Below are 24,953 nucleotides of genomic sequence, written 5' to 3' on the forward strand. Positions count from 1 at the left end.
GGGAGGCGGCTGGATGCGCCTCCCGCTGTTGTTTCAGCCAGTAGCGGGCGTGCGCCGATAGACCGGATGTTGTCGGCACAATGCGGTGACCTGGCCGGCCACGCGCTCGCGCACGCGCCGTTGTACGTCCTCGTCCTGCTCCAGCGCTTCGAGCACATCGCACACCCAGTGCGCCAGCAGCTCGCATTCCAGTACGCCGAAGCCGCGTGTGGTGACTGCCGGCGTGCCAAGGCGGATGCCCGAGGTGACAAACGGCGAGCGCGGGTCGTTCGGCACGGAGTTCTTGTTGGTAGTGATGTGCGCCAGCGCCAACGCGTGATCGGCCTGTTTGCCGGTGTAGGGCCGCGATGACAGGTCGATCAACATCAGATGGTTGTCGGTGCCACCGGAGACGATGTGGAAGCCGCAGGCCTGGATCACCGCCGCCATCGCCCGCGCATTGCGCAGCACCTGTTGCTGGTAGTCCTTGAAGCCCGGCAACAACGCCTCCTTCAATGCCACCGCCTTGGCCGCGACGACGTGCATCAGCGGCCCGCCCTGGATGCCCGGGAACACGCCCGAGTCCAGCTTGCGGTGGAAGGCTTCGTCCTGGCCGCGTGACAGGATCAGGCCACCGCGCGGGCCGCGCAGTGTCTTGTGCGTGGTAGTGGTGACCACATGCGCATGCGGCAGTGGATCCGGATACAGGCCCGTGGCGACCAAACCGGCCACATGCGCCATGTCCACCCAGAACAGCGCGCCCACCTTGTCGGCGATGGCACGCATGCGGGCCCAGTCCTTGTGGCGCGAATACGCGGAGAAGCCGCCGATCAGGATCTTCGGCCGCGTCTCCAGTGCGATGCGTTCCATCGCCTCGTAGTCGACCCGCCCGGTGGCCGGGTCCAAGCCATACGGCACGATGCGGTAATGCAGTCCGGAAAAATTGGCCGGGTTGCCGTGAGTGAGATGACCCCCGTGCGCCAGGTTCATGCCCATCACCGTATCGCCGGGCGAGGTCAGTGCCAGGAACACCGCCGCATTGGCCTGCGCGCCGGAATGCGGCTGCACATTGGCGTAGTCGCAGTTGAACAACTGCTTGGCGCGATCAATGGCCAGACGCTCGGCCACGTCCACGTTCTCGCAGCCACTGTAGAAGCGCCGGCCGGGATAGCCTTCGGCGTACTTGTTGGTGAACACCGAATCCTGGATGGCCATCACCAGCGGGCTGGCGTAGTTCTCCGAGGCGATCAGCTCGACGTGGTCTTCCTGGCGCTGTCGCTCGTCATCGATGGCCTTGGCAAGCCGGGGGTCGAAGCGTTCCAGCGTGAGGTTGGGGTCGTACACGGGGGTTCCTTTGGCGTCATGCGCCGGCAGGTGACGGAAAGTGCTTCATCGGTTCACGGCGGCATCGGTGGAGACCGACCACACCCACGACGCCGTCAGCTCCGGGCCGAGACCGGCCACCCGTGCCGCCTGGAACACCAGCACGAACGTGTCGCCGTAGTTGACGATCACCGACACCAGCGCGGCGATGGTCGGGTGCAGCAGATCCCCCGCGCTAAGCGGGGAGGGTGGGGGCGGCATCGGGCATCCGGCAAGGGGGAGATGATTGTCTTTGTACGCCGCCAATGGCATGTTTCGCCCCTCCATTGATTGGCTATCCGGCAGACCATTTACGCGCCGGTACAAGGTCGGAAACGGTGTTCAGACACGCCCAGCTGGAATCGGTGAAAGCATTTGTCGGTGACCCGGCGCACGCTGGCGTGCCGCTGCATGGGCGCATCCAGCGGGCGATCCGCCAACTGATCCTGGACGGTGCGCTGGAGGTGGGCCGGCCGTTGCCGGCCTCGCGCCCGCTGGCGCAGTCGCTGGGCGTATCGCGCGACACGGTTGAAGCGGCGTACCGCCAACTGCACGCCGAAGGCTTCATCGAACGGCAGGTTGGCAGTGGCAGCTGCGTCTCGCGCCGCGCCCGGCTGTTTGCCGGTGCCAACGCGCCGCGCCGACCGCAGGCCGCAGCGCAGGCACCCCGGTTGAGCGCGCGCGGTCAGGCGCTGCATGGCACCGGTGGCGTCAACACCGTGTCTGCGCCCCGGCCGTTTGCCCCGGGCGTGCCGGAAACACGCAATTTTCCATTGCATGTGTGGGAGCGGCTGCAGCGCGAGGTCATCCGTGAGCACGGCAGCGCCGTGCTGGCACACAGCCCTGCACAGGGTATGGCGTCGTTGCGGCGGACGATTGCGGACTACATCAACCTGGAGCGCGGCGGCCACGCCACGCCCGACCGGGTGCTGGTGCTGACCAGCTCGCAGCAGGCACTGACGCTGTGCGCCAACCTGCTGCTCGATGCAGGTGACCGCATCCTCGTTGAAGACCCGATGTACCACGGCGCAAGCAGGGCCTTCGACGCTGCCGGGTTGAGGCGCGTGCCCATCGCCGTGGATGCCGAAGGCATGCAGGTGGCGCGGTTGCAACGGCAGGGACATGACGCCCGCGCGGTGTTCCTGACGCCATCGCACCAGTTCCCCACCGGCGCCATGCTGTCACTGGACCGACGCCTGGCGTTGGTGCACTGGGCCAACCAGAACGATGCCTGGATCATCGAGGACGACTACGACAGCGAGTTCCATTACGCCGGCAAACCCACGGCCTGCGTACAGGGGTTGGATCCGCATGAGCGGACGGTCTATATCGGCACGTTCACCAAATCGTTGTTTCCGGGCCTGCGCATCGGCTACATGGTGTTGCCCTCGGCACTGGTGGCACCGATGACGGTGGCGCGCAGCTTGATGGACGGGCACAGCCCAACGCTCAGCCAGCTGACCTTGGCGCGCTTCATGGAGGCCGGGCATTTCGGCGCGTATGTGCGGGCCATGCGCGGCATCTATGTGGCGCGGCGTGATGCCTTGTTGCAGCTGGTGCGCGCACATCTGTCCGACTTCGTCGTGCCGCAGGTTCCGGCCGGTGGCATGCAGCTGCCGTGTTTCTTCAAACCGGGTATCGACGAACAAGCGGTGCTGGAGGGCGCGCGGCAAGCAGGCGTGGCATTGCAGGGACTCACCGCGTTGCACGCCTCCAGGACGCCACAACCGGGTCTGCTGCTGGGGTTTGCCGCCTATACCCCGGTGGAAATGGAAATGGCGATCAAGCCGCTGGCCACGGTGCTGCGGCGGGTAACCGGGCAGGTGTGAACCGCGCATTCTCCAGCGTGCTGACGCACGGCGCGGATGCCGGCACGTTTGCCGAACAGGGATGGGACAATGGCCGCGCCTTTTCCGCTGCTGTCGTCCGATGCTCATTGCCTTCAACAAACCGTTCAACGTGCTGTGCCAGTTCACCGACCGCAGCCAGCCGCCGCGCGCGACGCTGGCCGGCTTCGGCCTGCCGCCCAATGTGTATGCGGCGGGTCGTCTGGATTACGACAGCGAAGGGTTGTTGCTGCTCACCGACAACGGCAGCCTCGCGCATCGTTTGACCGATCCCAAACACAAGCAACCCAAGACCTACTGGGTGCAGGTGGAAGGTGTGCCGAGCGAGGAAAAGCTGCAGGCATTGCGTGATGGCGTCCAGCTCAATGACGGCCCGACGCTGCCGGCCGGCGTGCAGTTGCTGGAAATCGCGCCCACGTTGTGGGAACGCAATCCACCGGTGCGCTTCCGCAAGACCGTGCCGGATGCGTGGTTGGCAGTGACGATTACCGAAGGCCGCAACCGACAGGTGCGGCGCATGACCGCGGCGGTTGGCTTGCCAACGCTGCGGCTGGTGCGCGCGTCGATGGGGCCGCATGCGCTCGGTGATCTTCAGCCGGGGCAGTGGCGGGAAATCTGATCGGGGCCGGAGTTCGGGATTGGCCGGAGCAACGGCACCCTTGCCCAACCCTCCCCTTGCTGACGCAAAGGGAGGGAGTGGTTCTGTGCCGTCTTTCAGGTTGCAGCGGCTGCTTGTCGGAGCGCAGCGAAGGCTGCCTTTGCTCCCTCCCTTTCGCATCGCGAAGGGGAGGGTTGGGGAGGGGTGCCGTTGCTCCGGCTTTTACCAACCCCCAAATCCCAAATCACCAACCCCTGCTGTCAGGCGTCGCTACCGATATCGCTGGTTTCATCAGTGACGCTGGCCGCGTGGCGGCGACGCTGCGCGATGGCGCGCGACTTGGCTTCCACGGCTTCGTTGTCGCGCTTGTTCTTGCGGTACAGCGCGTAGCCCAGCAGGCCAACGCCGACAGCGGCCACGGCGATGGTGGCGGCGGGGTTGCGCCTGGCGACGCGGGTAACGGCCTTGCCGCTGGTCTTCATCGCACCGATGGCTGCACCGGCCTTGAGCCATTCGGCGGCATTGGCACCGCCACCCTTCAGGCTGCCGCCTGCGTGGTTGACCAGTTCCATCGCGCGCTCCAGCGCCGGACCGGTGATATCGCTGAACTTGCTCATGTGGGGAGTCCTTGTTGTCGCGGGTCAGATGCCCAGTTTCGCTGTATGGGCGTGTAGGGGATGTTAGCCGGTTGCGTGCTTGGCGGTGATCGGAAGCTGAAACAACGGTAACTGCTCACGTCCCGCGCGGTTTCGCGCGATGCGTCGCCGTTGCGCTCCACGGGTCATCCGGCCACGGGTGGCGCGGATAGCGCCCCTTCATTTCCTTCTTCACTTCCGCATACGTGTTCTGCCAGAAGTTCTTCAGGTCGCCAGTCACCTGTAGTGGCTTGCCGCCGGGCGACAGCAGATGCAGCAGCAACGGCACGCGGTTGTCCGCGATGCGCGGCGTGTCGGCCAGGCCGAACAGCTCCTGCAGTTTCACTGCCAATACCGGCGGGCGCGGCGTGATGCCGTCGTCGTCCAGTGTGTAGTCGATGCGGCGATCCATGCCCGAAGGCACGCTGATGCGCAGCGGCGCATGGCGATCAATCAACTGCCGCGCGTTCCAGTCGATGCCGGATTTCAGCGCCTCGCCCAGTGCTTCTTCGGACAACGCATCCAGCCGCGTCTTGCCGGTGAAGGCCGGCAGCAGCCAATCGTCCAGCGTTTCCAGCAAGGCCGCGTCGGAGAGGTCGGGCAGCTCCAGCTCGGGCATCCAGTGGCGCAGGCCCATCACCCGTGCGCGCCATTGCTGCAGGTTCTCGGTCCACGGCAGGGCATCAAGGCCCAGCTCGCGCACCGCATCAGTGAGCGCGCGTGCAGCGTGGGCCGGGTTCACCTGGCCGGCGGGGCGGCTGTCCAGCACGATGCGCTCGAAGCTGCTTTCGCGGCGTGCTTCCAGCGCACGCTTGCCGCTGTTCCAACGCACCACGTCCTGTTGTTTGAAGCGCTCGGGGAAGTCGGCGCGCAGGCGTGTTTCATCGACGGGTGCCGCACGCAGAATCAGTGCATCGCGCGGGTCGTGACGCAGCTCGCTGATAACCAGCCACGGCTCGCCGCGTAAATCGCTGTTGTCGAACTGGCGCGCGCTGCGGCCATTGGCCAACTGATAGCGCATCGGATCGCTCGGATGCTGCACGGCGATACGGTCGGGGAAGGCGTGCGCGAGCAGATCGCCCAGTTCGTGCGCTTCGATGTCAGCCGGTGGCGTGGCATCGCAGCGCAGACGTCGTCGCCACTGTTTGGCGGCCGCGTCGATGGCGGCCAACGCACTGCGGTTGGCGTCGTGCGGTGCACGGCCATTGCGGAATGCCGCCAAGGCGCGCCAACGGGCGGCCAGTGCATCGCCGCCCTGGCGCAGCGGATCGCGCGCGTCCAGCAAGGCGGCAAGGTCGGCGGCGAGCGTTTGCTCGCGGGAATTCGCGGCGGACAACAGCAGTGCCGCCATGCGCGGATGCGTGCCCAGCCCGAGCATGCGTTTGCCCAATGCCGTGATGGTGTTGTCGCTGCTGAGCGCGCCCAGCCGCTGTAACAGTTCGCGCGCGGCGGCCAATGCGCCGACCGGTGGCGGATCGACAAAGCGCAGGTCATCGCTGCCCCACGCGGCCAGCTCCAGCGCCAGCGAGGCCAATTCCACCTGCATCATTTCCGGACGCCGTTGTGGCTCCAGCCGCTGTGACTGCGGCCACAAGCGCCACGCCCAGCCGGCGGCAACACGACCGGCGCGGCCGGCACGCTGGTCGGCAGAGGCCTGCGAAATAGCCACCGCATCCAACCGCGAGAAACCGCTGTTGGGGTCATAGCGCGGCTCGCGCGCCAGTCCGGCGTCGATCACCACGCGCACGCCGGGCAGGGTCACCGACGACTCGGCCACGTTGGTGGCCAGCACCACGCGGCGTCGGCCATCCGGATCGGGCTGCAACACGCGCGATTGCTGTTCGATGGGCAGTTCGCCGTGGAGCGGCAGGACGTCAAACCCTTCTCGCTGCGGGAGAACGTGGCGCGCAACGCCGGATGAGGGGGCGGGCGAAGCCTCGTGCGGCAGGGAGGTATGGGAGGCAGTGCCTCCGACCCTCTCCCCAACCCCCGCTTCGCGCCCCGGCCCTTGCGCTGGCGCAAGGGCGTTCGATGGGCTGCGAACCAGTGGTTCGCCAGCGGCCGCTCTCACCCCGGAGGGAAAGGGGCTTAACGCCGCCTGCACCTTGCTGATCTCCCGTTGCCCCGGCAGAAACACCAGCACATCGCCGGGATGCTCAGCCAGGGCCTGCTCCACTGCGCGGCGCGTCTGCGCTTCCAGCGCCTCGTCGCGACGGGCGGGGAAGTGGCTCACGTCCACCGGATAGCTGCGGCCTGCGCTGGACAGGCGCGGCGCCTCCAGGAACTGCGCCAAGCGCTCGCCATCGAGCGTGGCTGACATCACCACGATGCGCAGGTCATCGCGCAACTGGCCCTGCACATCCAGCGCCAATGCCAGGCCGAGATCAGCGGCCAGGTGGCGTTCGTGGAATTCGTCGAACAGCAACGCGCCCACGCCTTCCAGCAGCGGATCGTCCTGCAGCATGCGGGTCAGGATGCCTTCGGTGACGACTTCGATGCGGGTGCGCGCGGAGACCTTGTTCTCGAAACGGATGCGGTAGCCGACGGTCTCGCCGACCGGTTCGCCCAGTTGGTTTGCCATGAACAACGCGGCGCTGCGGGCGGCGACGCGGCGCGGCTCCAGCATGATGATCTTGCGACCCGCCAGCCAGGGCGCCTCCAGCAGCGCCAACGGCACCTGGGTGGTCTTGCCGGCGCCGGGCGGCGCTTCCAGTACCAGCCGCGTATGCGCCGCCAGTTGCTGGAGGATGTCGGGGAGCAGTGAAGAAATGGGGAATTCGGATGCCATGTGCGCATTGTAGAAGCCCGCTGCTGCAGAGCCATGTTGATGGCTGCGCGGGCGGGCTCGCCCCTCCCCAGCCCTCCCGTTCGCTATGCGCAAGGGAGGGCCGAGGAGGGGTTGGCGCTCCGCGCGGGGCTGCCGTTCCGGACAACGACTACAATTGCCGCCTTTACTGCTTTCTTTTGGTTTCCGCTCCATGCAACTGATCGACATCGGCGCCAACCTTACCCACGAATCCTTTGATCGCGATCTGGACGCGGTGCTTGAGCGTGCCCGCGCTGCCGGCGTGGTGCAGATGCTGATTACCGGCGCCAGCCGCGAGCATTCGCCGATGGCGCTGGAGCTGGCGCGGCGTCACCCCGGATTCCTGTACGCCACCGCCGGTGTGCATCCGCATCACGCCACCGAATACACCGACGAATGCGATGCGGAGATGCGCGCGCTGCATGCGCACCCGGAAGTGGTGGCGGTGGGCGAATGCGGCCTGGACTACAACCGCGATTTCTCGCCGCGCCCGGCGCAGCGCAAGGCCTTCGAGCGTCAGCTGCAGATTTCCGCCGACCTTGCCGTTGATGGCGTGGGCAAGCCGCTGTTCCTGCATCAGCGCGACGCGCATGACGACTTCATCGCGATGATGAAGAACTTCGACGGCCAGATCGGCCCGGCGGTGGTGCATTGCTTCACCGCCGAGCGCCGCGAGCTGTTCGATTACCTGGATCGTGATTGGTACATCGGCATCACCGGCTGGTTGTGCGATGAGCGCCGTGGCGCGCACCTGCGCGAACTGGTGAAGCACATTCCGGCCGAACGACTGTTGATTGAAACCGACGCGCCGTATCTGCTGCCGCGCACGATGCGGCCCTTGCCGAAGGACCGCCGCAACGAGCCGGCGTTCCTGTCGCATATCGTCGAAGAACTCGCGCGTGATCGTGGCGAAGACGTGGCGCTCACCGCCGCCAACGCCACTGCTGCAACGCGCGCCTTGTTCCGCCTGCCGCGGGTCTGACGGCAGGCGGTTTCTTTCACACCGCGCGCTGCGCTTCGTACGCCTGCAGGTGGCAATAGGCCGCCTGCAGCAACGGTGCGGAATGGCCGGCGGCCACTGCGCGTTCAAGCATGTCGCCGACGATATGCGCGGCTTCCACACGTTGACCGGCTTCCAGGTCACGCAGCATTGAAGCCTTGATCGGCGAGCCGGGTTTGGTCACGGCAGCGAGCGCGCCTTCCTGCGCCTTGGCGGGAATCGGCTGCCCGGCCTGCGCGGCCACGGCAAGGCATTCGGCATACAACGCCTGCATGAACGCGGTGCCGTGATCGGTGGCGACGATGCTGCCAACATCGGCACGCATCAGGCAGGTGCCGGCGGCCAGCGCGGTCAGGAAGGTGTATTTGATCCACTGTTCCTGCGCGATATCGGCCGAGGCAACGTGATCGACGCCAGCGGCTTCGCAGGCGGCGGCCAACGCGGCAACGCGCGCGCTGGTCGCATTGCCATCGCGTTCACCAAAGGTGAGCTTTGCGGGCTTGTCCAGGTGCAGCACCGCACCGTCATCGGCCTTGGTGGCGCTGATGAAGCACAGCCCGCCCAGCACGTTCTCGCGGCCGAAGCGTGCATCCAGCGCAGCGTAGTGACGCAGACCATTGAGGATGGGCAGCACGGCGGTGTTGGCGCCCACGGCCGGTGCAATCGCGTCGATGGAGCTGTCCAGGTCGTAGGCCTTGCAGCTGAGTATCACCAGATCGAACGGCCGCGCATGTGCGAGCTGCGGCAAGGCGTCGGCGGTGACGTGTGCCACCGGAAACGCGGCATCGCCGAGTGGACTGCGAATCACCAGCCCATCGCGATCCAGCTGCGCGGCGCGGTTTGGCCGCACCAGGAACGTCACATCAACACCGGCCTGCGCCAGGCGACCGCCAAAGTAACCGCCGGTGCCACCGGCGCCAAGAATCAGGATACGCATGAGGGTGAATGTCCTTCCATCAACGGAAAACGAGTGTGGCCATCATAGGTGCAAGCGCAAAAACAAACGGCGCCTTTCGGCGCCGTTTGTTCACAACACTCAATGCACCTCAGCTACGCAGGCCAATGCCGCGCTTGAGCAGCCATAGCGACAGCGCGGTGAGTACGGCGACAAAGCTCAGCATCAAGGCGTACGCGACCCACAACGGCACGTCGCTGCTGCCCAGCAGGCCGTAACGGAAGGCGTTGACCATGTAGAAGATCGGGTTGGCATGCGTCATCGCCTGTGCCCAGCCCGGCAACAAGGTCACCGAATAGAACACGCCGCCCAGGTAGGTCAGCGGGGTCAGGATGAAGGTCGGCACGATGGCCACGTCATCGAACTTCTTGGCGTACACGGCGTTGATGAAGCCGGCCAGCGAGAAGATCGTCGCGCCCAGCAGCACCGTGGTCAGCGTCACAAACGGATGCGGGATACGCACCGGGGTGAAGAACATGGCGATGATCAGCACGATCACACCGACCATCACGCCGCGCAGTACCGCGCCAGCGACATAGCCGCCCAGGATCACCCAGTTCGGCATCGGGCTGACCAGCAGCTCTTCGATATGACGGCCGAACTTGGCGCCGAAAAATGACGAACTGATGTTGCCGTAGCTGTTCTGGATGACGCTCATCATCACCAGGCCGGGCACGATGAACTGCATGTAGCTGTAGCCGCCCATCGGCCCGATCTTGGAGCCGATCAGGCCGCCGAAGATCAGGAAATACAGGGTCATGGTGATGGCCGGCGGCACCAGGGTCTGGCCCCAGATACGCAGGATGCGGTTGATCTCGCGGCGCACGATGGTGCCCAGCGCCACCCAGTTGCGTTGGCTGTTGGTCACGGGAGCGGGGGTACTCATGCGGCGGTGGTCTCCAGGTTGCCGGTCAAGCGCACGAACAGCTCTTCCAGGCGGTTGCTCTTGGTACGCATCGAACGCACGCGGATGCCGGCGTCAGCCAGTGCGGCGAACACGCGGTTCAGATCCATCGCGCGCGGCATGTCCAGGTCCAGCGTGTGTGCGTCGGTGGCGATTAGGGTGGCGCCTTCGATCTGCGGCAGTTGCGCCGGCAGTTCACCGTCGATGTCGAAGACGAAACCTTCCACGTCGAGTTTGGCCAACAGATCGCGCATCGGGCCCTGCTCGACAATGCGACCGTGGTTGATGATCGCCAGGTTGCGGCACAGCTGCTCGGCTTCTTCCAGGTAATGCGTGGTCAGGATGATGGTGGTGCCGGCGGCGTTGATTTCCTGCAGCGTCTTCCACATGTCGCGGCGGATTTCGATATCCACGCCGGCGGTGGGTTCATCCAGAATCAGCAGGCGTGGGCGGGTCATCATCGCGCGGGCGATCATCAACCGCCGCTTCATGCCGCCGGACAAGGTGCGGCTCATCATGTGCGCCTTGTTCCACAGGTGCGCACGCTTGAGTTCTTCCTCGGCACGCGCTTCGGCCTCGGCACGCGCAATGCCGTAGAAGCCGGCGTAGTTGACCAGGATGTCGAACGGCTTCTCGAACAGGTTGAAGTTGATTTCCTGCGGCACCAGGCCGATCAGGCGCATGGTCGCGCTGCGGTTGCCGACCAGGTCGGTGCCGAACACTTCCACCTGGCCTTCACTGAGGTTCACCAGCGAGGAAATGATGCCGATCAGGGTCGACTTGCCGGCGCCATTCGGGCCGAGCAGGGCGAAGAAGTCACCCGGGGCAACTTCCAGCGAGACACCCTTCAGTGCCTGTACGCCGTTGTCATAGGTTTTGCGGAGATCGTGGACGCGCAACGCAGGCGCGACCGGGGAGATACGGGAATCCAAGCTCGGGCCTTCGCGCCAGGTTCACGGCGCCGGATGGGTGCAAGGCCGCTATTATAGTTGGCCCCGTGGCCCATGCCCGGCTACACACTGTTCCTCCCCCGTGCCAATCCAATTCCCCCTCAAGCTGGTCGGCCGCCACATGCTGGCGCCCAGCGTCGGCCATTACCAGTTCCTCCGTGACGATGGCCAACCGCTGGATTTCCAGCCGGGCCAGTTCATTCAGGTGCATTTCGCCTACGCCGACGGCACCGCCACCAAGCGCAGTTATTCGCTGGCCACCCTCCACGACCACGCCTTCGGGCCGGGCGAGGCGGTGGATATCGCGGTCAGCTTCGTCCCCGGCGGCGCCGCCACCGCACTGTTTGAAGGCCTGGAGCTGGGCGACCACGTCACCGGCAGCGGCCCGTTCGGGCGGTTCTGCCTGAACCCGGGCGATCACAACGGTCGCTACCTGCTGGTCGCCACCGGCACCGGCGTCACCCCGTACCGCTCGATGCTGCCGCTGCTGCGCCAGGCCATCGAGGAGCGCGGCGTGGAAGTGGTGCTGCTGCAGGGCGCACGCACGCCCGGCGAGCTGCTGTACAGCGAGGATTTCCGTGCCTTTGCCGAGGCCACGCCGGGCTTCCGCTACATGCCATGTCTGTCACGCGAGCTGCCAGCCGATCCACACCCGGACGTGCGCAAGGGCTATGTGCAGCAGCAACTGGCCGAAATCGCCCCCGATCCGGCCCGCGACATCGCCTACCTGTGCGGCAACCCGGACATGGTCGATACCTTTGCCGAGGCACTGAAGGCCGCCGGCCTGCCACCCGCGCAGATCCGCCGCGAGAAGTACGTCAGCAGCAAGTAAGCGCTGCAGCATCAACGCCAACGCACATCACCTCATTGATAGCTGAAGGTGATGGTGGCGTTGGCATTGGCCGAGCCCGGCTCCACCGTTGGGCCGTCCTGCACATAGCGGGCGGTCAACGGAATGACGAACTGGCCGTCCTGCGCCGTACCGGCCAACCAGCGATTCTGCGCACTCGCCGATGTCGACGCTGGGCCGTATCCTGGCGTGCATTCGGATATTGGTGGCGGCTATTCCCCAGGTGACCAAGGCAAGGGGCGTGCGGGGCGAAGCGATCTGTTGTCACAGATGCCACTTGCCGACATGCACTTTGAAAGCATCAATGCAGGCGTAAAAATGAATCTGATTCCAGAGTTGGAACAGGAAGTCATTGATGACTTCGACATTACTCCTGAACTGCAAAGCGCCTTCTCAGCCTATCTGCAGTGGACGTCGCCCGATGAGAAAGGCGAAAACGTCGTCGGCAGCAAACGGGGCCATATGGAAAGCCGCATGCAGACACAGATGCGGCATTACTGGCGTTGGCGGGCGAAGTACACCGGCGATGCCGAGCTGAAGCGCTTGCGCAGCTGGCGCCACGCCAGCGCGCAGGAAAAGGTGGACCTGGAGGAAGGAAACAAGGATTGGCAGGTGGACCTGCAGCGTGCACGCGCAGCGCATGCACCGCAGACGGTGACCCTGCCGAAAGCACTTGGCGGCGCGACGTTGACGCTACCGACGGGGCCATCGCAAACCCAGCGTGATCTGGTGAAGGAGGTCGATAGCACCACGCCGATTCCTGCTGAGGTCGACCGATTCTTTGATGACTATGTCCACGATTCACATGCGGGGTTCTGGTTGCTGGGCCCGATCACGCGATTGGACAAGGCGATCTTCCGAAGTGATTCGACGCCGTGACCAACTACTGTGCTTGTAAAGTACGCTTGACAGGCTCGCATTGAACGGTGCAGGATGTGTCAAGCGTGCTTTACAGGGCTTGGCGCTGCACACATTGCGTGTGCTTCGATAGCGAAGCTCCTGAGCGCTGCAACTGTGTTCTTTGCGAGTCCATCGGTGCGGAGAGTCGCTCGATTGCCGGGCGGGTAATGGAAGGACGATTCCGTATTTGAAACTCGCTTCACTGGCAGTGAATTTCGGGAGCAGATATGAGCCGTAACGCGTTATCGCTTTGCTTGCTTTCCGGTGCCGTGCTGCTCGCCGCGTCGGGCGCGGTGGTGATGCAGTTTGCGCCGTCCGCCGGCGGCGTAATAGCGTCAAAGCTGCTGCTTGGCATCGCCACGGGGTTGGGGATTGCCGCGATTCTGCGGCGCCTGATGCCCGAGGATTGCGATGCCGCGCCGCAGGCGTTGCGCAAGCGTTATACCCGCGAAGTCGTCATCGCCATGACGGCGTATGCGCTGTTGTTGGTGGTGTCGATTCTGCTGCTGAAACAGGTGGATGGCACGCTGCTGCGTGCGCTGATCGCACTGCTGCCGGTGCCGCCCATGGTGTTGGTGCTGCGGGCAATGATCCGCTACATCCGCGATGTTGATGAGCTGCAGCAGCGTATTGAATTGGAAGCGGTGAGTTTCGCCACGGCGTTCGTGTCGCTGCTGTATCTGACCGGGGGCTTCCTGCAGTCGGCCAAGGTCATTGACGTACCATCCAACGTGGCGATGATCTGGGTGTTTCCGCTGGTCTGTCTGGCCTACGGGCTGGCCAAGGCCGTGGTCGCGCGGCGCTATCACTGAGGGTGGCAGATGGATAACCGCCTGCGTGAGTTGCGCGATGCCCAAGGGTGGTCGCAAGGGGAGTTGGCCGAACGCCTGGACGTGTCCCGGCAGACGGTCAATGCGCTGGAAACCGGCAAGTATGATCCCAGCCTGCCACTGGCGTTCCGCATCGCGCGCCTGTTCGGGATGCGGATCGAGGATATTTTCTTTCCGGATGTCACATAGCCGACCCGGCCGCGTCTGGGTAATGGCAGAACCGTTGTTTGTTTCTTTCAATCAATCGTGGGGGCTGTTCCGATGATGTCCCGCAAGACCCAAACCCTTCTGGCGATCGCAGTGGTCGCCGGCCTTGTTGGCTACCGCATGAGCCGGCCCGCAGCCGATGCGGATGCACCAAGCGCTGCCAAGCCTGTCGCCGAGGAGGCCGCTGCCACGGCCAAGCCGCTGGTACTGGGCAACCTGCAGTTCCTGCCGTGCAGCCTGAGCTCGTCCTTCAGCAAGGACAGCATGGAAGCGCAGTGCGCGACCTTCGAGGTGCCTGAAGACCGGGCAAACCCGGCCGGGCGCAAGGTGCCGCTCAACATCGCCTGGCTGGCGCCGGAGAAAGAGGGCGAGCTGCAGGCCGATCCGCTGTTCTTCCTGGCCGGTGGCCCGGGTCAGTCGGCGGTGGACAGCTTCCAGCAGATGGAGCCGGCCTTCAAAGAGCTGCGCAAACACCGCAACGTGATTCTGGTGGACCAGCGCGGTACCGGTAAGTCCAACCTGCTTGCCTGCGATGCGTCACCGGATGCCGCAACTACGCCGGAATCCTACGGCGCGGAAGCGGCCAAGTGCGCGGCGGAACTGTCGAAGAAGGCTGACCTGCGCTTCTACACGACGACCGATGCGGTCGCCGACCTGGATGCGGTGCGCGAAGCCATTGGCGCCGCGCAGATCAATCTGTATGGCGTGAGTTACGGCACGCGTGTGGCGCAGCAGTACGCCATGCGTCACCCGCAGCACACGCGCAGCATCGTGCTCGACTCGCCGGTGCCCAACAGCCTGCAGCTGGGCAACATCTTCGCGCGCAATCTTGATGACGCGCTGGCGCTGCAGTTCGCCCAATGCAGCAAGGTCGCTTCGTGCAAGGACAAGCTCGGTGACCCGCGTGCTGAGTTGGACGCACTACTGGCCAAGTTGCGTGCGCAGCCGGTGACGGTGACGTACCGTGATGCCACCAGTGGCGAACAACGCGAAGGTCAGGTCACTGCGGAAACCGTGGCCGGGCTGGTGCGCATGTACGCGTACATGCCCGCCGCCGCCGCGCTGCTGCCGAAGCTGATCCATGAAGCCGGTGCCGGTCGCTACGAAAATCTGATGGCGCTGACGCAGATGCTGCAGAGCGACATGAAGGACAGCATGGCGATGGGCATGCAGTTGTCGGTGGTCTGCAGCGAGGACAGCGACGGCATGGCCGCCGCCGGTGGTGACGAAGACACGGTGCTGGGCAACCAGATGGCGCAGGGCATGGCCGCGATGTGCAAGGTGTGGCCGAAGGGCACGGCGCCGGCAGATTTCCACCAGCCGCTGGCCACGCAGGTGCCGGCGCTGGTGCTGGCGGGTGAGTTCGATCCGGTGACGCCACCGCGTTACGGCGAGCAGATCGTCACGCATCTGCCCAACAGCCGTTTGTTCGTGCTGCGCGGCCAGGGCCATGCGGTGCTCGGCGCGGGCTGCATGCCCAAGCTGTTCGCCCAGTTTGTGGAAAAGGCCGATGCCAAGCCGCTGGATGGTGCCTGCCTGGACAAGCTCAACTACGTGCCGCCGTTCACCAGCTTCAATGGCTGGGAACCGTGATGTCATCGCATTGCCAAGGAATCCGCTGAAATGATCGTTGCAGAACGACTCCGCAAGACCTTCCCCGGCAAGGGCAAGGACAAAACCCCGGTGATCGCCGTGGACGATGTGGGCTTCACCGCGCACGACGGCCAGATCACCGGTCTGCTCGGCCCCAACGGTGCTGGCAAGACCACCACGCTGCGCATGCTCTACACGTTGATGACGCCGGAAAGTGGCCGCGTGCTGGTGGATGGCATCGATCCGGCAATCGATCCGAATGCCGTGCGCCGCAGCCTGGGCGTGCTGCCCGATGCGCGCGGCGTCTACAAACGCCTGACTGCACGCGAAAACATCGACTACTTCGGTGAACTGCATGGCATGTCGGCGGCGGACATTGCCGCACGCACCGCGCGTCTGTCTGCAGCATTGCAGATGGAAGATTTCCTCGATCGCAGCACCGAAGGCTTCAGCCAGGGCCAGCGCACCAAAACCGCCATCGCACGCGCGCTGATCCACGACCCGCGCAACGTCATCCTCGACGAACCCACCAATGGCCTGGACGTGATGACCACGCGCGGCCTGCGTGGCTTCCTCAAGGAACTGCGTGAGGAAGGACGCTGCGTCATTTTTTCCAGCCACATCATGCAGGAGGTGGCGGCGCTGTGTGATCGCATCGTCATCGTTGCGCATGGCCGCGTGGTGGCACAGGGAACGCCGGATGAACTGCGCGAACAGGCGCACGAGGCCAACCTGGAAGATGCGTTCGTGAAGTTGATCGGCAGCGAAGAGGGCCTGCACGCATGAACCGGATTGGATTCTTCAGCAACATGTGGACGGTGATGCGCAAGGAGCTGCGCGATTTCTCACGCGACCGTCGCACCTTCCTGCTGACCTTGTTGACCGCGCCGCTGCTGTATCCGTTATTGTTCCTGGGCATGAACAAGCTCACCAACCTGCGCGCCGAAACGCAGTTGGACAAGGACATGACGGTGTCGGTGGTTGGCATGCAGCAGGCGCCGAACCTGGTCGCCTTCCTCGCCAGCCGTGGCATCAATGCCACCGAGGCGCCGAAGGATTTCGAGGCCCGCATCCGCAGCCAGAAAGAAGACGTGGCCTTGGTGATCGACGCGGATTTTGCCGAGGATTGGCATGCCGGCAAACCGGCCAAGGTGGAAATCGTGGCCGACACCACACGCCGTACCGGCGATGTGCAGGTCGCACGCGTTCGCGCCACGCTGAGCGAGTACGGGCAATCGGTGGGTGCATTGCGCTTGCTTGCACGCGGCGTCAGCCCGATGGTGGCGGCGCCGGTGAATGTCGGCATCCGTGACCTGGCCACGGCCGAGGCCAAGCGCGGCATCTTCCTGTCCATCGTGTTGCCGCTGGTGTTGATGCTGTTCGCCTTCGTCGGTGGCTCGCACTTGGCAATGGATACCACCGCCGGTGAGCGCGAGCGGCAATCGCTGGAACCGCTGTTGGCAACGCCGGCATCACGCAGCGCGCTGGTCAGCGGCAAGATGCTGGCTGCGGTGGTGTTGGGTCTGGCGTCGATGCTGCTGATCCTGCTGTCGTTCAAGCTCAGTGCGAGCATTGGCAGCGGCGCGGCGCGTTCGCTGGATGTGAGCTTCGCGGCCATGGGCAAGCTGCTGGTGATCCTGCTGCCGCTGGTGTTGATCGGCACCGCGCTGCTGACGTGCCTGTCGGCGAGCGCCAAGAGCATGAAGGAAGCGCAGAGCCACATGGTGTGGCTGATGATGCTGCCGATGCTGCCCGGTTATGCGCTGATGGCGTACCCGCTGAAGGACACGCAGTTGTGGCAGTACGCCGTGCCGTTCCTGTCGCAGAACCAGATGCTGGTGAAGGTGACGCGCGGCGAGATGCCATCCGGTCTGCAATGGGCGGTGTATCTGGGCGCGTCGGCGCTGTTGGCTGCCTTGCTGTGGTTGTTCGCGGTGTGGCGCTATCGCCAGGAGCGGTTGGCCATTTCGGGCTGATAGGGCAGGGATATGGTTGTGAGAAAGGCCCGGAGCGATCCGGGTCTTTTTTTTGGGGGAGAGTTTTGGGGCGAAGGGAGGAGTAGCCGAAGCAGGAGTCAAAGCAGCCCTCATCCGCCCTTCGGGCACCTTCTCCCGCGTGCGGGAGAAGGGAAAGAGCAGCAGCAAGAGCAGCAGCAAGAGCAAGAGAACAATCCAAAGCCAAAGCCAAAGCCAAAGCGAATGCCGAAGCCGAAGCAAGAGCTGCAAGCCAAAGCCGAGCGAATGACGGAGCAAGAACAGCAGCATCGGTTGCCGTTGCCGTTGCCGTTGCCGTTGCCGTTGCCGTTGCCGTTGCCGTTGCCGTTGCCGTTGCCGTTGCTTCTGTTCCTGTTCCTGACGCTGCTCGTTGCTCCCGCTCTACTTCCTGCTGTTGTTTTGCCTGCGCGCTCCCCGCTGCAAACGCAGTAGTCCAAATGTGTCGATCACATCCCCTCTCCCGCGTGCGGGAGAGGGGTAGGGGTGAGGGGAAGATTTTGACTTTCTGATGCACCAAAACCCAAACACCGGCACCGACCGTCCAGCCAAAGAAAAAGCCCGGATCGCTCCGGGCTTTTCCATGAATCGCTTGAATCCGCGCGCTTACTTGTTCGGTGCAAACGCCAACGTACGACGCGTAGTCACCGAGTTGGCAATCGGCTCGAACTTCCAGCGGCGCACTGCGCTCAGTGCTTCACGGTCGAACACACGCGCCGGAGTAGCGCGCAGCACGCGGGCGTCGGTGACCGAGCCGTCGGTGCCGATGGTGAGTTCCACCAGCACTTCGCCGGAGGTGCCCGAACGCAGGGCGTCGGCCGGATAGCGCGGGGCCGGCGTACTGACCGCGCGCAGTGCCGGTGCGGCAGCTGCGGCGGCGGGCTTGGGTGCGGCGGCCTGCTGTGCAGCGGCCTGTGCGGCGCTGCGTTGTTCGGATTCACGACGGGTAGCCGCTTGGCGCTCGGCTTCCAGGCGCTCGCTTTCCTTACGCGCGGCTTCCTGGCGCGCGGCCAGCTGCTGTGCGGCGCTGGCTTCGCCTGCCTGCTGCTGGGCAAGGCGTTGCTGTTCGACCTGCTGCTTGGCGCGGTTTTCAGCGTCCTTCTTGGCCTTGTCGGCTTCTTCCACGGTGCGGCGCTCGGCGACCTGGATGCCGCCAGTGACGCCCTGCTTCAAGCGCGGCAGAGCCGGTGCGGTCGGGTCTACTTTTTCCACCATCGCGATCAGGCGCTGGGCTTCGGTGAAGTCTTCCCGGCCCAAGGCCTGCTCGGCGGCGATCAGGGTATAGGGCTGCAGATCGGTCAGCGCGTTCTTGATCGAGGCGTCTTCTGGCAGCTTGTCGCGCAGCGCCAGGTAGTACTCCATCGCGTTGTCGCCGGCCGGGGCATACATGCGGTTTTCGCGCAGGGCGGTGCTGGCTGAATCGCGCAGCTGCGCGGTGTCCATGGCCTGCACTTTGTTGGACGCGGCCTGGTCGACCGCGGCCGTTGCCGGTGCGGTAGCAGGTGCGGCGGCGGTAGCGGCGGTGGGTGCTGCGGTTTCATCCTTGCCGGAACAGGCGGCCAATGCGGCCAGCAGAACGACGGGCGCCAGCAGGCGCGCCTTGCCTTGGATCGTGACGTACGACATCAAACATCCCCTTGAATCGACGAACGTGGACTGGCCGGCCCCGGTGGGCATGTGGACGCGGCATTTCCCGATGCCGCGTCCAACGGCAGTGAAGCGCGAATCTAGCACCGCCGGCCCGGACTGCGGGGGCAGGGCGTGTTGATCGGGTGAAAGTTTGATGGGCGTCACATTGCGCTGGCGCCCATCCAAGCCGTCCTCAGTGGTGCGCGGCTGGCTTGCTGTGGCTGTTGGACATCAGCTTGTCGGTCCAGGCAATGCCAATGGCCGAGAGGATGAACACGCAGTGGATGACGGTCTGCCACAACACGCCGGCTTCGGTGTACTTGCTGCCTTCCGCGCCCAGCGTGCCGATCTCGATGAAGGTCTTGAGCAGGTGGATCGAGGAGATGCCGATGATCGCCATCGCCAGTTTCACCTTCAGCACCGAGGCGTTGACGTGGCTCAGCCACTCCGGCTGATCCGGATGGTTTTGCAGGCGCAGGCGCGAGACGAAGGTTTCATAGCCGCCGACGATCACCATCACCAGCAGGTTGGAGATCATCACCACGTCGATCAGGCCCAGCACTGCCAGCATGATCAGCTGCTCGGTCATCTCGGTGGCCGAGTGGATCAGGTGCCACAGCTCCTTGCCGAACAGGAACACGTAGACGCACTGCGCCAGGATCAGGCCCAGGTACAACGGCAGCTGCAGCCAGCGTGAGGCGAAGATCAGCGAGGAGAGCGGGCTCAGGGGGGCGTTCGAGGACATGTAGAAGGATGCTGCGTTGCAAGAAAGGACGCAGATTACCGGGCTGTTTTAACCCTGCCAAGCGGGGCGCGTGGCTACACTCCAAGGCCCGTCTGCTGGAGCTTTCCCGATGATCGACCTGTATTACTGGCCCACGCCCAACGGTCACAAGATCACGTTGTTCCTGGAAGAAGCCGGGCTGGATTACCGCCTGCATCCGGTCAACATCGGCAAGGGCGACCAGTTCCTGCCGGAGTTCCTGGCCATTTCGCCCAACAACAAGATGCCGGCCATCGTCGACCACGCCCCGGCAGACGGCGGCGCGCCGCTGAGTGTGTTCGAGTCCGGCGCGATCCTGCTGTATCTGGCCGAGAAGACCGGCCGCTTCCTGCCGGCCGACCTGCGCGGCCGTGCCGCCACGCTGGAATGGCTGTTCTGGCAGATGGGCGGGTTGGGCCCCATGAGCGGGCAGATGGGCCACTTCAATGTGTACGCGCCCGAGCGCATTCCGTATGCCATCGAGCGCTACGACAGCGAGGTGCGGCGCCTGCACCGGGTGATGGACAAGCGGTTGTCCGAATCCAACTACCTGGCCGGCGAGGAATACGGCATCGCCGACATGGCCAGCTACCCGTGGATTGGCGCCTATTCCAAGCTGCCGGCGGATTTTGTGGCGTTCCCGCACCTGGGCCGCTGGCACCAGGCCATCGCCGAGCGCCCGGCCACGCAGCGTGCGTACGCGCTCGGCCCTACGGTGAACCCGCAGGCCGGGCAGCCGCTCAGCGAGGAAGAGCGCAAGCTCCTGTTCGGCAAGCGGGACTAACGTCAGGGGCATCGGCGCGGGTGCTCGGCTAGGATGCCCCGATCCGTGCTGTCCTCGACAGGAACTCCATGCGCCCCTTGTTCATTGCCCTTGCCCTGATGCTCGCCACGCCCGCCGTCCACGCTGAGAAACTCACCCTCGAAGCCATCACCGGCAGTGCGCCGCTGTCCGGCCCCACGCTGATGAAGCCCAAGGTCGCGCCGGATGGCTCGCGCGTGACCTTCCTGCGCGGCAAGGACAGCGACCGCAACCAGCTGGACCTGTGGGAATACAACATCGCCAGCGGCCAGACCAGGCTGCTGGTCGATTCCAAAGTGGTGCTGCCCGGCACCGAGACCCTGAGCGATGCCGAAAAGGCGCGCCGCGAGCGGCAGCGCATCGCCGCCTTCAGCGGCATTGTCGATTACCAGTGGTCGCCTGACGGCAAGACGCTGCTGTTCCCGCTGGGCGGCGAGCTGTATCTGTACGACCTGGGCAAGCAGGGCCGCGATGCGGTGCGCCAGCTCACGCACGGCGAAGGTTTCACCACCGACGCCAAGCTCTCGCCCAACGGCGGCTTCGTCAGCTTCGTGCGCGAGCGCAATCTGTGGGTGATCGACCTGGCCAGCGGCAAGCAGCTGCAGCTGACCACCGACGGCAGCGCGGTCATTGGCAATGGCGTGGCCGAGTTTGTCGCCGACGAGGAAATGGACCGCCACACCGGCTACTGGTGGGCACCGGATGACTCGGCCATTGCCTTTGCCCGCATCGACGAATCGCCGGTGCCGGTGCAGAAGCGCTACGAAATGTACGCCGACCGCGTGGAGATGATCGAACAGCGTTACCCGGCTGCCGGTGATCGCAACGTGCTGGTCACGCTGGGCGTGGTCGCCCCGCGTGCTGGCGCTGCGCCGCGTTGGGTGGATCTGGGCAAGGAGCAGGACATCTACCTGGCCCGCGTCACCTGGCGCGACCCGCAACACCTCACCTTCCAGCGTCAGAGTCGCGACCAGAAACAGCTGGCGTTGATCGAAGCCAACCTGGTCGATGGCAAGCAACGCACGCTGGTCACTGAAACCAGCAAGACCTGGGTGCCGCTGCACAACAGCCTGCGTTTCCTCAAGGACGGGCGCTTTGTGTGGTCGTCCGAGCGCAGTGGTTTCGAGCACCTGTACCTGGCCAGCGCCGACGGCACGCAACTCACCGCGTTGACCTCCGGCAACTGGCCGGTGGACGAACTGCTGGCCGTGGATGAAGCCGCGGGTACGGCGTATTTCCGCGCCGGTGTGGAATCCCCGCTGCGCAGCGAAATCTATGCGGTGCCGCTGGCGGGCGGCGCGTTGAAGAAGCTCTCGCACAGCGCCGGCATGCACAGCGCCGCGTTCGCCAACAACGCCAGCGTCTACGTGGACAGCTGGTCCAACCACACCACGCCGCCGCAGATCGAGCTGTACCGCGCCAATGGTGAAAAGATCGCCACGTTGCTGGACAACAATCTGGCCGATCCCAAGCATCCGTACGCGAAGTACCTCGATGCACAGCGCCCGGTCGAATACGGCACGCTGACCGCCGCCGATGGCAAGACCGAACTGAACTACAGCCTGGTCAAGCCGGAAGGTTTCGATCCGGGCAAGCAGTACCCGGTAGCCGTGTATGTGTACGGCGGCCCGGCATCGCAGACCGTGACCGACAGCTGGCCCGGCCGTGGCGATCACCTGTTCAACCAATACCTGGCGCAGCAGGGGTATGTGGTGTTCTCGCTGGACAACCGTGGCACGCCGCGTCGCGGCCGTGATTTTGGTGGCGCGCTGTATGGCGTGCAGGGCACGGTGGAAGTGGCCGACCAGCTCAAGGGCGTGGAATGGCTGAAGTCGCAGCCGTGGGTGGATGGCAAGCGCATCGGCGTGCAGGGCTGGTCCAACGGCGGCTACATGACGTTGATGCTGCTGGCCAAGGCATCGGACCAGTACGCCTGCGGCGTGGCCGGCGCACCGGTCACCGATTGGGGCCTGTATGACACGCACTACACCGAGCGTTACATGAACCTGCCGGCGGCCAACGTGGCCGGTTATACCGAAGGCCGCGTGCTCACCCATGTGGATGGCCTGACCTCGCCGCTGCTGCTGATCCACGGCATGGCCGATGACAACGTGCTCTTCAGCAATTCCACCAGCCTGATGAGCGCCCTGCAGAAACGCGGCCAGCCGTTCGAGTTGATGACCTACCCCGGCGCCAAGCACGGCTTGTCCGGTGCCAACGCGCTGCACCGTTACCGCATTGCCGAGAACTTCCTGGGTCGTTGTTTGAAGCCTTGATCGGTCGGATATCCCGCTGCATGGCGGCGCCAGCTCAGGGGCCGAGCTGCATCCAGTGAGCAGAGCTACATCCCTTCTCCCGTTGACGGGAGAAGGGGGTGCGAAGCACCGGATGAGGGCGCTGTTCGCCCACAAACAAACGCAGGCAACCATCAATGCCAATGGCCCTTGTCGCACCAAGGCGGACTGCGTAGGGTCACGGCACTGACTTCAGGAGCCGCGCATGAAACCTCTCGTCCTCGCCATTGTCCTCGCGCTGGCCGCGCCGTTGCCGTTGACTGCAGTCGCTGCTGGGCCCGCCAGCAAGACCGCGCCCGCCGCGCCAAGCTGGGTTGCCCACAGCAATGAACTGGCGCAGATCCTGCTGCAGGCACAGGCGCCGTTCCAACCGGAAATGGCGAGCTTCTTCGGTGTGCCGGGCTACGACGACAAGGTTGCAGACCTCGGCCCGGAGTACACCGGTCGTTACCGCGCCGCCTTGAGCAAGGCGCGCGACCAGCTGCGTGAAAAGCTGCAGCTCGAACGCGACCCGAACGTGCGCCAGGATCTGGAAATCATGATCGCCGCCGCCGAGCGCAGCATCGAAGGCAGCACGCTCAACGAGCAGCACCTGATGCCGTGGCTGGATGTGCCGCAAACCGTGTTCAGTGGCCTCAACAACCTGCTCTCCGACCAGGTGCCGGAAGCGCGTCGGGCCAAGGCACTGGATCGGCTCAAGGCCTACCTCGGTCAGGCGCCGGGCACGCAGTCGATGGCTACGCTGGCGCGTCAGCGTTACGAAGAAAAGCGCGGCACGCCGAACCTGCTGCAGCCGACGAAGATCGAAGTCGACCAAGCACTGGCCAACGTCGATACCTACATCGCCGGCATCGGCAAGTTGTTCGCCAAGTACAAGATCGAAGGCGCCGACGCCTCGCTGGCCGAGCTGTCCTCGCAGATGAAGGACTACATCGCCTGGACGCAGAAGGAGGTATTGCCGAACGCGCGCACCGATACCCGCCTGCCGGCCGAGCTGTATGCCTTCCAGCTCAAGGAAGTGGGCGTGGACATCGACCCGGCGCTGCTGATGCAGCGTGCGCAGCTGGAGTACATGGAGACCCGCGCGATGATGCGCCAGCTGGCACCGCTGGTCGTGCAGGCCAAGGGATTGAAGGTCGCTGATCCCAACGATTACGCCGCGGTGATCCGCGCGCTGAAGCAAGACAAGATCAGCAACGATCATCTTGAGTCGCACTATCGCGGCGTGATCGATGCCATCGATCCAATCATCCGCAAGCAGGGCATCGTCGATGTGCCGCAGCGTCCGTTGCAGATGCGCCTGGGCAGTGAGGCCGAAAGTGCCGCATCACCCGCGCCGCATTACCTGCCGGCGCCGCTGGTGGGCAACACCGGCCAGCAGGGCACCTTCGTGCTGCCGCTGGGCAACCCGGCGTCGGGCGAAAAGGCCCAGTACGACGACTTCAATTTCGGTTCGGCGGCATGGACGCTGAGCGCGCATGAAGGCCGTCCGGGCCACGACCTGCAGTTCGCGGCGATGGTTGAGCGCGGCATTTCGCTGGCCCGCACCTTGTTTGCCTTCAACTCGGTCAACGTCGAAGGCTGGGCACTGTATGCCGAAGCGGAGATGGTGCCGTTCGAGCCGCTGGACGGTCAGATGATCGCGCTGCAGTTCCGCCTGCTGCGTGCCGCACGCGCAATGCTCGATCCCATGCTCAACCTCGGCCTCACCGACCGTGAGCGCGCGCACCGCGTGCTGGTGGACGGTGTGGGTTTGTCCGAGGCGATGACCACGCAGGAGCTGGACCGCTACACCGTGCGTGCGCCGGGTCAGGCCAGCAGCTACTTCTACGGCTACACGCGGATCATGGAACTGCGCATGCAGACCGAGCTGGCGCTGGGCAGCCAGTTCGACCGATTGGCGTTCAACAACTTCCTGCTCGACCAGGGCCTGCTGCCGCCAGACCAGCTGGCCAAGGCGGTCAACGAAGTGTTTGTTCCGGCGCAACGCAGGAAGTAAACAAAAGGGCGCCGAAAGGCGCCCTTTTGTCGTGACCCCGGCAGGCTGGGATGCAATCC

24 protein-coding genes are annotated in these 24,953 nt (G+C 64.7%); 14 read left to right on the forward strand and 10 right to left on the reverse strand.

Annotated features, from left to right (window positions below):
• Window positions 1-33: 33 nt before the first annotated feature.
• Together glyA and ACREP4_RS07600 are read right to left on the reverse strand one after the other, a co-directional pair.
• Window positions 34-1,323, reverse strand: coding sequence for a serine hydroxymethyltransferase (glyA, locus tag ACREP4_RS07595; RefSeq protein ID WP_431595570.1), 1,290 nt, complete (start codon window positions 1,321-1,323; stop codon window positions 34-36).
• A 45-nt stretch (window positions 1,324-1,368) separates the two neighbouring features.
• The gene (locus ACREP4_RS07600) at window positions 1,369-1,614 is read right to left on the reverse strand and encodes a hypothetical protein (protein ID WP_431595571.1); all 246 of its coding nucleotides are present in this window, start codon (window positions 1,612-1,614) and stop codon (window positions 1,369-1,371) included.
• Window positions 1,615-1,679: 65 nt separating this feature from the next.
• Between ACREP4_RS07600 and ACREP4_RS07605 the strand changes: the two genes are divergently transcribed.
• Both ACREP4_RS07605 and ACREP4_RS07610 read left to right on the forward strand, forming a co-directional pair.
• Window positions 1,680-3,170, forward strand: coding sequence for a PLP-dependent aminotransferase family protein (locus ACREP4_RS07605; RefSeq protein ID WP_431595572.1), 1,491 nt, complete (start codon window positions 1,680-1,682; stop codon window positions 3,168-3,170).
• A 100-nt stretch (window positions 3,171-3,270) separates the two neighbouring features.
• Window positions 3,271-3,807 carry a pseudouridine synthase gene (locus tag ACREP4_RS07610; protein WP_431595573.1) on the forward strand — a complete coding sequence of 179 codons (537 nt, stop codon included), beginning with the start codon at window positions 3,271-3,273 and terminating at the stop codon, window positions 3,805-3,807.
• A gap of 239 nt (window positions 3,808-4,046) precedes the next feature.
• Here ACREP4_RS07610 and ACREP4_RS07615 read toward each other — a convergent pair whose 3' ends face one another.
• Both ACREP4_RS07615 and hrpB read right to left on the reverse strand, forming a co-directional pair.
• Window positions 4,047-4,403: a hypothetical protein gene (locus ACREP4_RS07615; protein ID WP_431595574.1), complete on the reverse strand. Its 357-nt coding sequence runs from the start codon at window positions 4,401-4,403 to the stop codon at window positions 4,047-4,049.
• 115 nt (window positions 4,404-4,518) lie between these two features.
• A complete protein-coding gene (hrpB, locus tag ACREP4_RS07620; protein ID WP_431595575.1) occupies window positions 4,519-7,209 on the reverse strand; it encodes an ATP-dependent helicase HrpB in 2,691 nt (896 codons plus the stop codon).
• Between the two features lie 190 nt (window positions 7,210-7,399).
• Here hrpB and ACREP4_RS07625 point away from each other — a divergent pair, with 190 nt between their 5' ends.
• Complete coding sequence (locus ACREP4_RS07625) at window positions 7,400-8,209, forward strand: TatD family hydrolase (RefSeq protein WP_431595576.1); 810 nt, start codon at window positions 7,400-7,402, stop codon at window positions 8,207-8,209.
• Window positions 8,210-8,225: 16 nt separating this feature from the next.
• On the opposite strand, the gene panE is transcribed toward ACREP4_RS07625, so the two are convergent.
• The 3 genes from panE to ACREP4_RS07640 form a co-directional block, all read right to left on the reverse strand.
• On the reverse strand, window positions 8,226-9,164 hold the full coding sequence (gene panE, locus ACREP4_RS07630) for a 2-dehydropantoate 2-reductase (protein WP_431595577.1): 939 nt from the start codon (window positions 9,162-9,164) through the stop codon (window positions 8,226-8,228).
• Window positions 9,165-9,273: 109 nt separating this feature from the next.
• A complete protein-coding gene (locus tag ACREP4_RS07635) occupies window positions 9,274-10,068 on the reverse strand; it encodes an ABC transporter permease (RefSeq protein ID WP_431595578.1) in 795 nt (264 codons plus the stop codon).
• Window positions 10,065-11,018 carry an ABC transporter ATP-binding protein gene (locus tag ACREP4_RS07640; protein ID WP_431595579.1) on the reverse strand — a complete coding sequence of 318 codons (954 nt, stop codon included), beginning with the start codon at window positions 11,016-11,018 and terminating at the stop codon, window positions 10,065-10,067. Before ACREP4_RS07640 ends, ACREP4_RS07635 begins: the two co-directional genes overlap by 4 nt.
• Window positions 11,019-11,118: 100 nt before the next feature.
• Here ACREP4_RS07640 and ACREP4_RS07645 point away from each other — a divergent pair, with 100 nt between their 5' ends.
• Window positions 11,119-11,868 carry a ferredoxin--NADP reductase gene (locus tag ACREP4_RS07645; protein ID WP_431595580.1) on the forward strand — a complete coding sequence of 250 codons (750 nt, stop codon included), beginning with the start codon at window positions 11,119-11,121 and terminating at the stop codon, window positions 11,866-11,868.
• Between the two features lie 32 nt (window positions 11,869-11,900).
• Here the strand turns inward: ACREP4_RS07645 and ACREP4_RS07650 are convergent, their stop codons facing one another.
• Complete coding sequence (locus tag ACREP4_RS07650) at window positions 11,901-12,089, reverse strand: fimbrial protein (protein ID WP_431595756.1); 189 nt, start codon at window positions 12,087-12,089, stop codon at window positions 11,901-11,903.
• A gap of 115 nt (window positions 12,090-12,204) precedes the next feature.
• Here ACREP4_RS07650 and ACREP4_RS07655 point away from each other — a divergent pair, with 115 nt between their 5' ends.
• From ACREP4_RS07655 to ACREP4_RS07685, 7 genes are all read left to right on the forward strand, one after another.
• Window positions 12,205-12,765: a hypothetical protein gene (locus ACREP4_RS07655; RefSeq protein WP_431595581.1), complete on the forward strand. Its 561-nt coding sequence runs from the start codon at window positions 12,205-12,207 to the stop codon at window positions 12,763-12,765.
• Between the two features lie 248 nt (window positions 12,766-13,013).
• Window positions 13,014-13,598, forward strand: a complete 585-nt coding sequence (locus ACREP4_RS07660) for a hypothetical protein (protein ID WP_431595582.1) — start codon at window positions 13,014-13,016, stop codon at window positions 13,596-13,598.
• Between the two features lie 9 nt (window positions 13,599-13,607).
• Entirely contained in the window at window positions 13,608-13,805 is a 198-nt protein-coding gene (locus tag ACREP4_RS07665) for a helix-turn-helix transcriptional regulator (protein ID WP_431595583.1), read from the forward strand.
• A 75-nt stretch (window positions 13,806-13,880) separates the two neighbouring features.
• Window positions 13,881-15,416 carry an alpha/beta fold hydrolase gene (locus tag ACREP4_RS07670; protein ID WP_431595584.1) on the forward strand — a complete coding sequence of 512 codons (1,536 nt, stop codon included), beginning with the start codon at window positions 13,881-13,883 and terminating at the stop codon, window positions 15,414-15,416.
• 30 nt (window positions 15,417-15,446) lie between these two features.
• Window positions 15,447-16,202, forward strand: a complete 756-nt coding sequence (locus ACREP4_RS07675) for an ABC transporter ATP-binding protein (protein ID WP_431595585.1) — start codon at window positions 15,447-15,449, stop codon at window positions 16,200-16,202.
• Between the two features lie 5 nt (window positions 16,203-16,207).
• A complete protein-coding gene (locus ACREP4_RS07680) occupies window positions 16,208-17,392 on the forward strand; it encodes an ABC transporter permease (protein ID WP_431595757.1) in 1,185 nt (394 codons plus the stop codon).
• Between the two features lie 264 nt (window positions 17,393-17,656).
• Complete coding sequence (locus ACREP4_RS07685) at window positions 17,657-17,842, forward strand: hypothetical protein (RefSeq protein ID WP_431595586.1); 186 nt, start codon at window positions 17,657-17,659, stop codon at window positions 17,840-17,842.
• A 171-nt stretch (window positions 17,843-18,013) separates the two neighbouring features.
• Here ACREP4_RS07685 and ACREP4_RS07690 read toward each other — a convergent pair whose 3' ends face one another.
• Window positions 18,014-19,033, reverse strand: coding sequence for a TonB family protein (locus tag ACREP4_RS07690; RefSeq protein WP_431595587.1), 1,020 nt, complete (start codon window positions 19,031-19,033; stop codon window positions 18,014-18,016).
• Between the two features lie 196 nt (window positions 19,034-19,229).
• Entirely contained in the window at window positions 19,230-19,781 is a 552-nt protein-coding gene (locus tag ACREP4_RS07695) for a TIGR00645 family protein (RefSeq protein ID WP_431595588.1), read from the reverse strand.
• A 109-nt stretch (window positions 19,782-19,890) separates the two neighbouring features.
• On the opposite strand from ACREP4_RS07695, the gene ACREP4_RS07700 reads away from it, so the two are divergent.
• The 3 genes from ACREP4_RS07700 to ACREP4_RS07710 all read left to right on the forward strand — a co-directional run bounded on the left by ACREP4_RS07700 (window position 19,891) and on the right by ACREP4_RS07710 (window position 24,894).
• Entirely contained in the window at window positions 19,891-20,583 is a 693-nt protein-coding gene (locus ACREP4_RS07700; RefSeq protein WP_431595589.1) for a glutathione binding-like protein, read from the forward strand.
• A 68-nt stretch (window positions 20,584-20,651) separates the two neighbouring features.
• Window positions 20,652-22,877: a S9 family peptidase gene (locus ACREP4_RS07705; protein WP_431595590.1), complete on the forward strand. Its 2,226-nt coding sequence runs from the start codon at window positions 20,652-20,654 to the stop codon at window positions 22,875-22,877.
• 223 nt (window positions 22,878-23,100) lie between these two features.
• On the forward strand, window positions 23,101-24,894 hold the full coding sequence (locus ACREP4_RS07710; protein ID WP_431595591.1) for a DUF885 domain-containing protein: 1,794 nt from the start codon (window positions 23,101-23,103) through the stop codon (window positions 24,892-24,894).
• Window positions 24,895-24,953: the final 59 nt, after the last annotated feature.

This window comes from Stenotrophomonas sp. (assembly GCF_050737575.1).
In the GTDB taxonomy this organism is placed as follows: domain Bacteria; phylum Pseudomonadota; class Gammaproteobacteria; order Xanthomonadales; family Xanthomonadaceae; genus Stenotrophomonas.

What these genes read in the sequence shown, in the direction of transcription:
- ACREP4_RS07660 (WP_431595582.1), top strand. Translation starts at nt 13,014, where the DNA reads ATGAGCCGTAACGCGTTATCGCTTTGCTTGCTTTCCGGTGCCGTGCTG.
- ACREP4_RS07705 (WP_431595590.1), top strand. Translation starts at nt 20,652, where the DNA reads ATGCGCCCCTTGTTCATTGCCCTTGCCCTGATGCTCGCCACGCCCGCC.
- ACREP4_RS07690 (WP_431595587.1), bottom strand. Translation starts at nt 19,033, where the DNA reads ATGTCGTACGTCACGATCCAAGGCAAGGCGCGCCTGCTGGCGCCCGTC.
- ACREP4_RS07685 (WP_431595586.1), top strand. Translation starts at nt 17,657, where the DNA reads ATGACGGAGCAAGAACAGCAGCATCGGTTGCCGTTGCCGTTGCCGTTG.
- ACREP4_RS07665 (WP_431595583.1), top strand. Translation starts at nt 13,608, where the DNA reads ATGGATAACCGCCTGCGTGAGTTGCGCGATGCCCAAGGGTGGTCGCAA.
- ACREP4_RS07700 (WP_431595589.1), top strand. Translation starts at nt 19,891, where the DNA reads ATGATCGACCTGTATTACTGGCCCACGCCCAACGGTCACAAGATCACG.
- ACREP4_RS07600 (WP_431595571.1), bottom strand. Translation starts at nt 1,614, where the DNA reads ATGCCATTGGCGGCGTACAAAGACAATCATCTCCCCCTTGCCGGATGC.
- ACREP4_RS07625 (WP_431595576.1), top strand. Translation starts at nt 7,400, where the DNA reads ATGCAACTGATCGACATCGGCGCCAACCTTACCCACGAATCCTTTGAT.
- ACREP4_RS07670 (WP_431595584.1), top strand. Translation starts at nt 13,881, where the DNA reads ATGTCCCGCAAGACCCAAACCCTTCTGGCGATCGCAGTGGTCGCCGGC.
- ACREP4_RS07695 (WP_431595588.1), bottom strand. Translation starts at nt 19,781, where the DNA reads ATGTCCTCGAACGCCCCCCTGAGCCCGCTCTCCTCGCTGATCTTCGCC.
- hrpB (WP_431595575.1), bottom strand. Translation starts at nt 7,209, where the DNA reads ATGGCATCCGAATTCCCCATTTCTTCACTGCTCCCCGACATCCTCCAG.
- ACREP4_RS07675 (WP_431595585.1), top strand. Translation starts at nt 15,447, where the DNA reads ATGATCGTTGCAGAACGACTCCGCAAGACCTTCCCCGGCAAGGGCAAG.
- ACREP4_RS07615 (WP_431595574.1), bottom strand. Translation starts at nt 4,403, where the DNA reads ATGAGCAAGTTCAGCGATATCACCGGTCCGGCGCTGGAGCGCGCGATG.
- ACREP4_RS07635 (WP_431595578.1), bottom strand. Translation starts at nt 10,068, where the DNA reads ATGAGTACCCCCGCTCCCGTGACCAACAGCCAACGCAACTGGGTGGCG.
- panE (WP_431595577.1), bottom strand. Translation starts at nt 9,164, where the DNA reads ATGCGTATCCTGATTCTTGGCGCCGGTGGCACCGGCGGTTACTTTGGC.
- ACREP4_RS07655 (WP_431595581.1), top strand. Translation starts at nt 12,205, where the DNA reads ATGAATCTGATTCCAGAGTTGGAACAGGAAGTCATTGATGACTTCGAC.
- ACREP4_RS07710 (WP_431595591.1), top strand. Translation starts at nt 23,101, where the DNA reads ATGAAACCTCTCGTCCTCGCCATTGTCCTCGCGCTGGCCGCGCCGTTG.
- ACREP4_RS07610 (WP_431595573.1), top strand. Translation starts at nt 3,271, where the DNA reads ATGCTCATTGCCTTCAACAAACCGTTCAACGTGCTGTGCCAGTTCACC.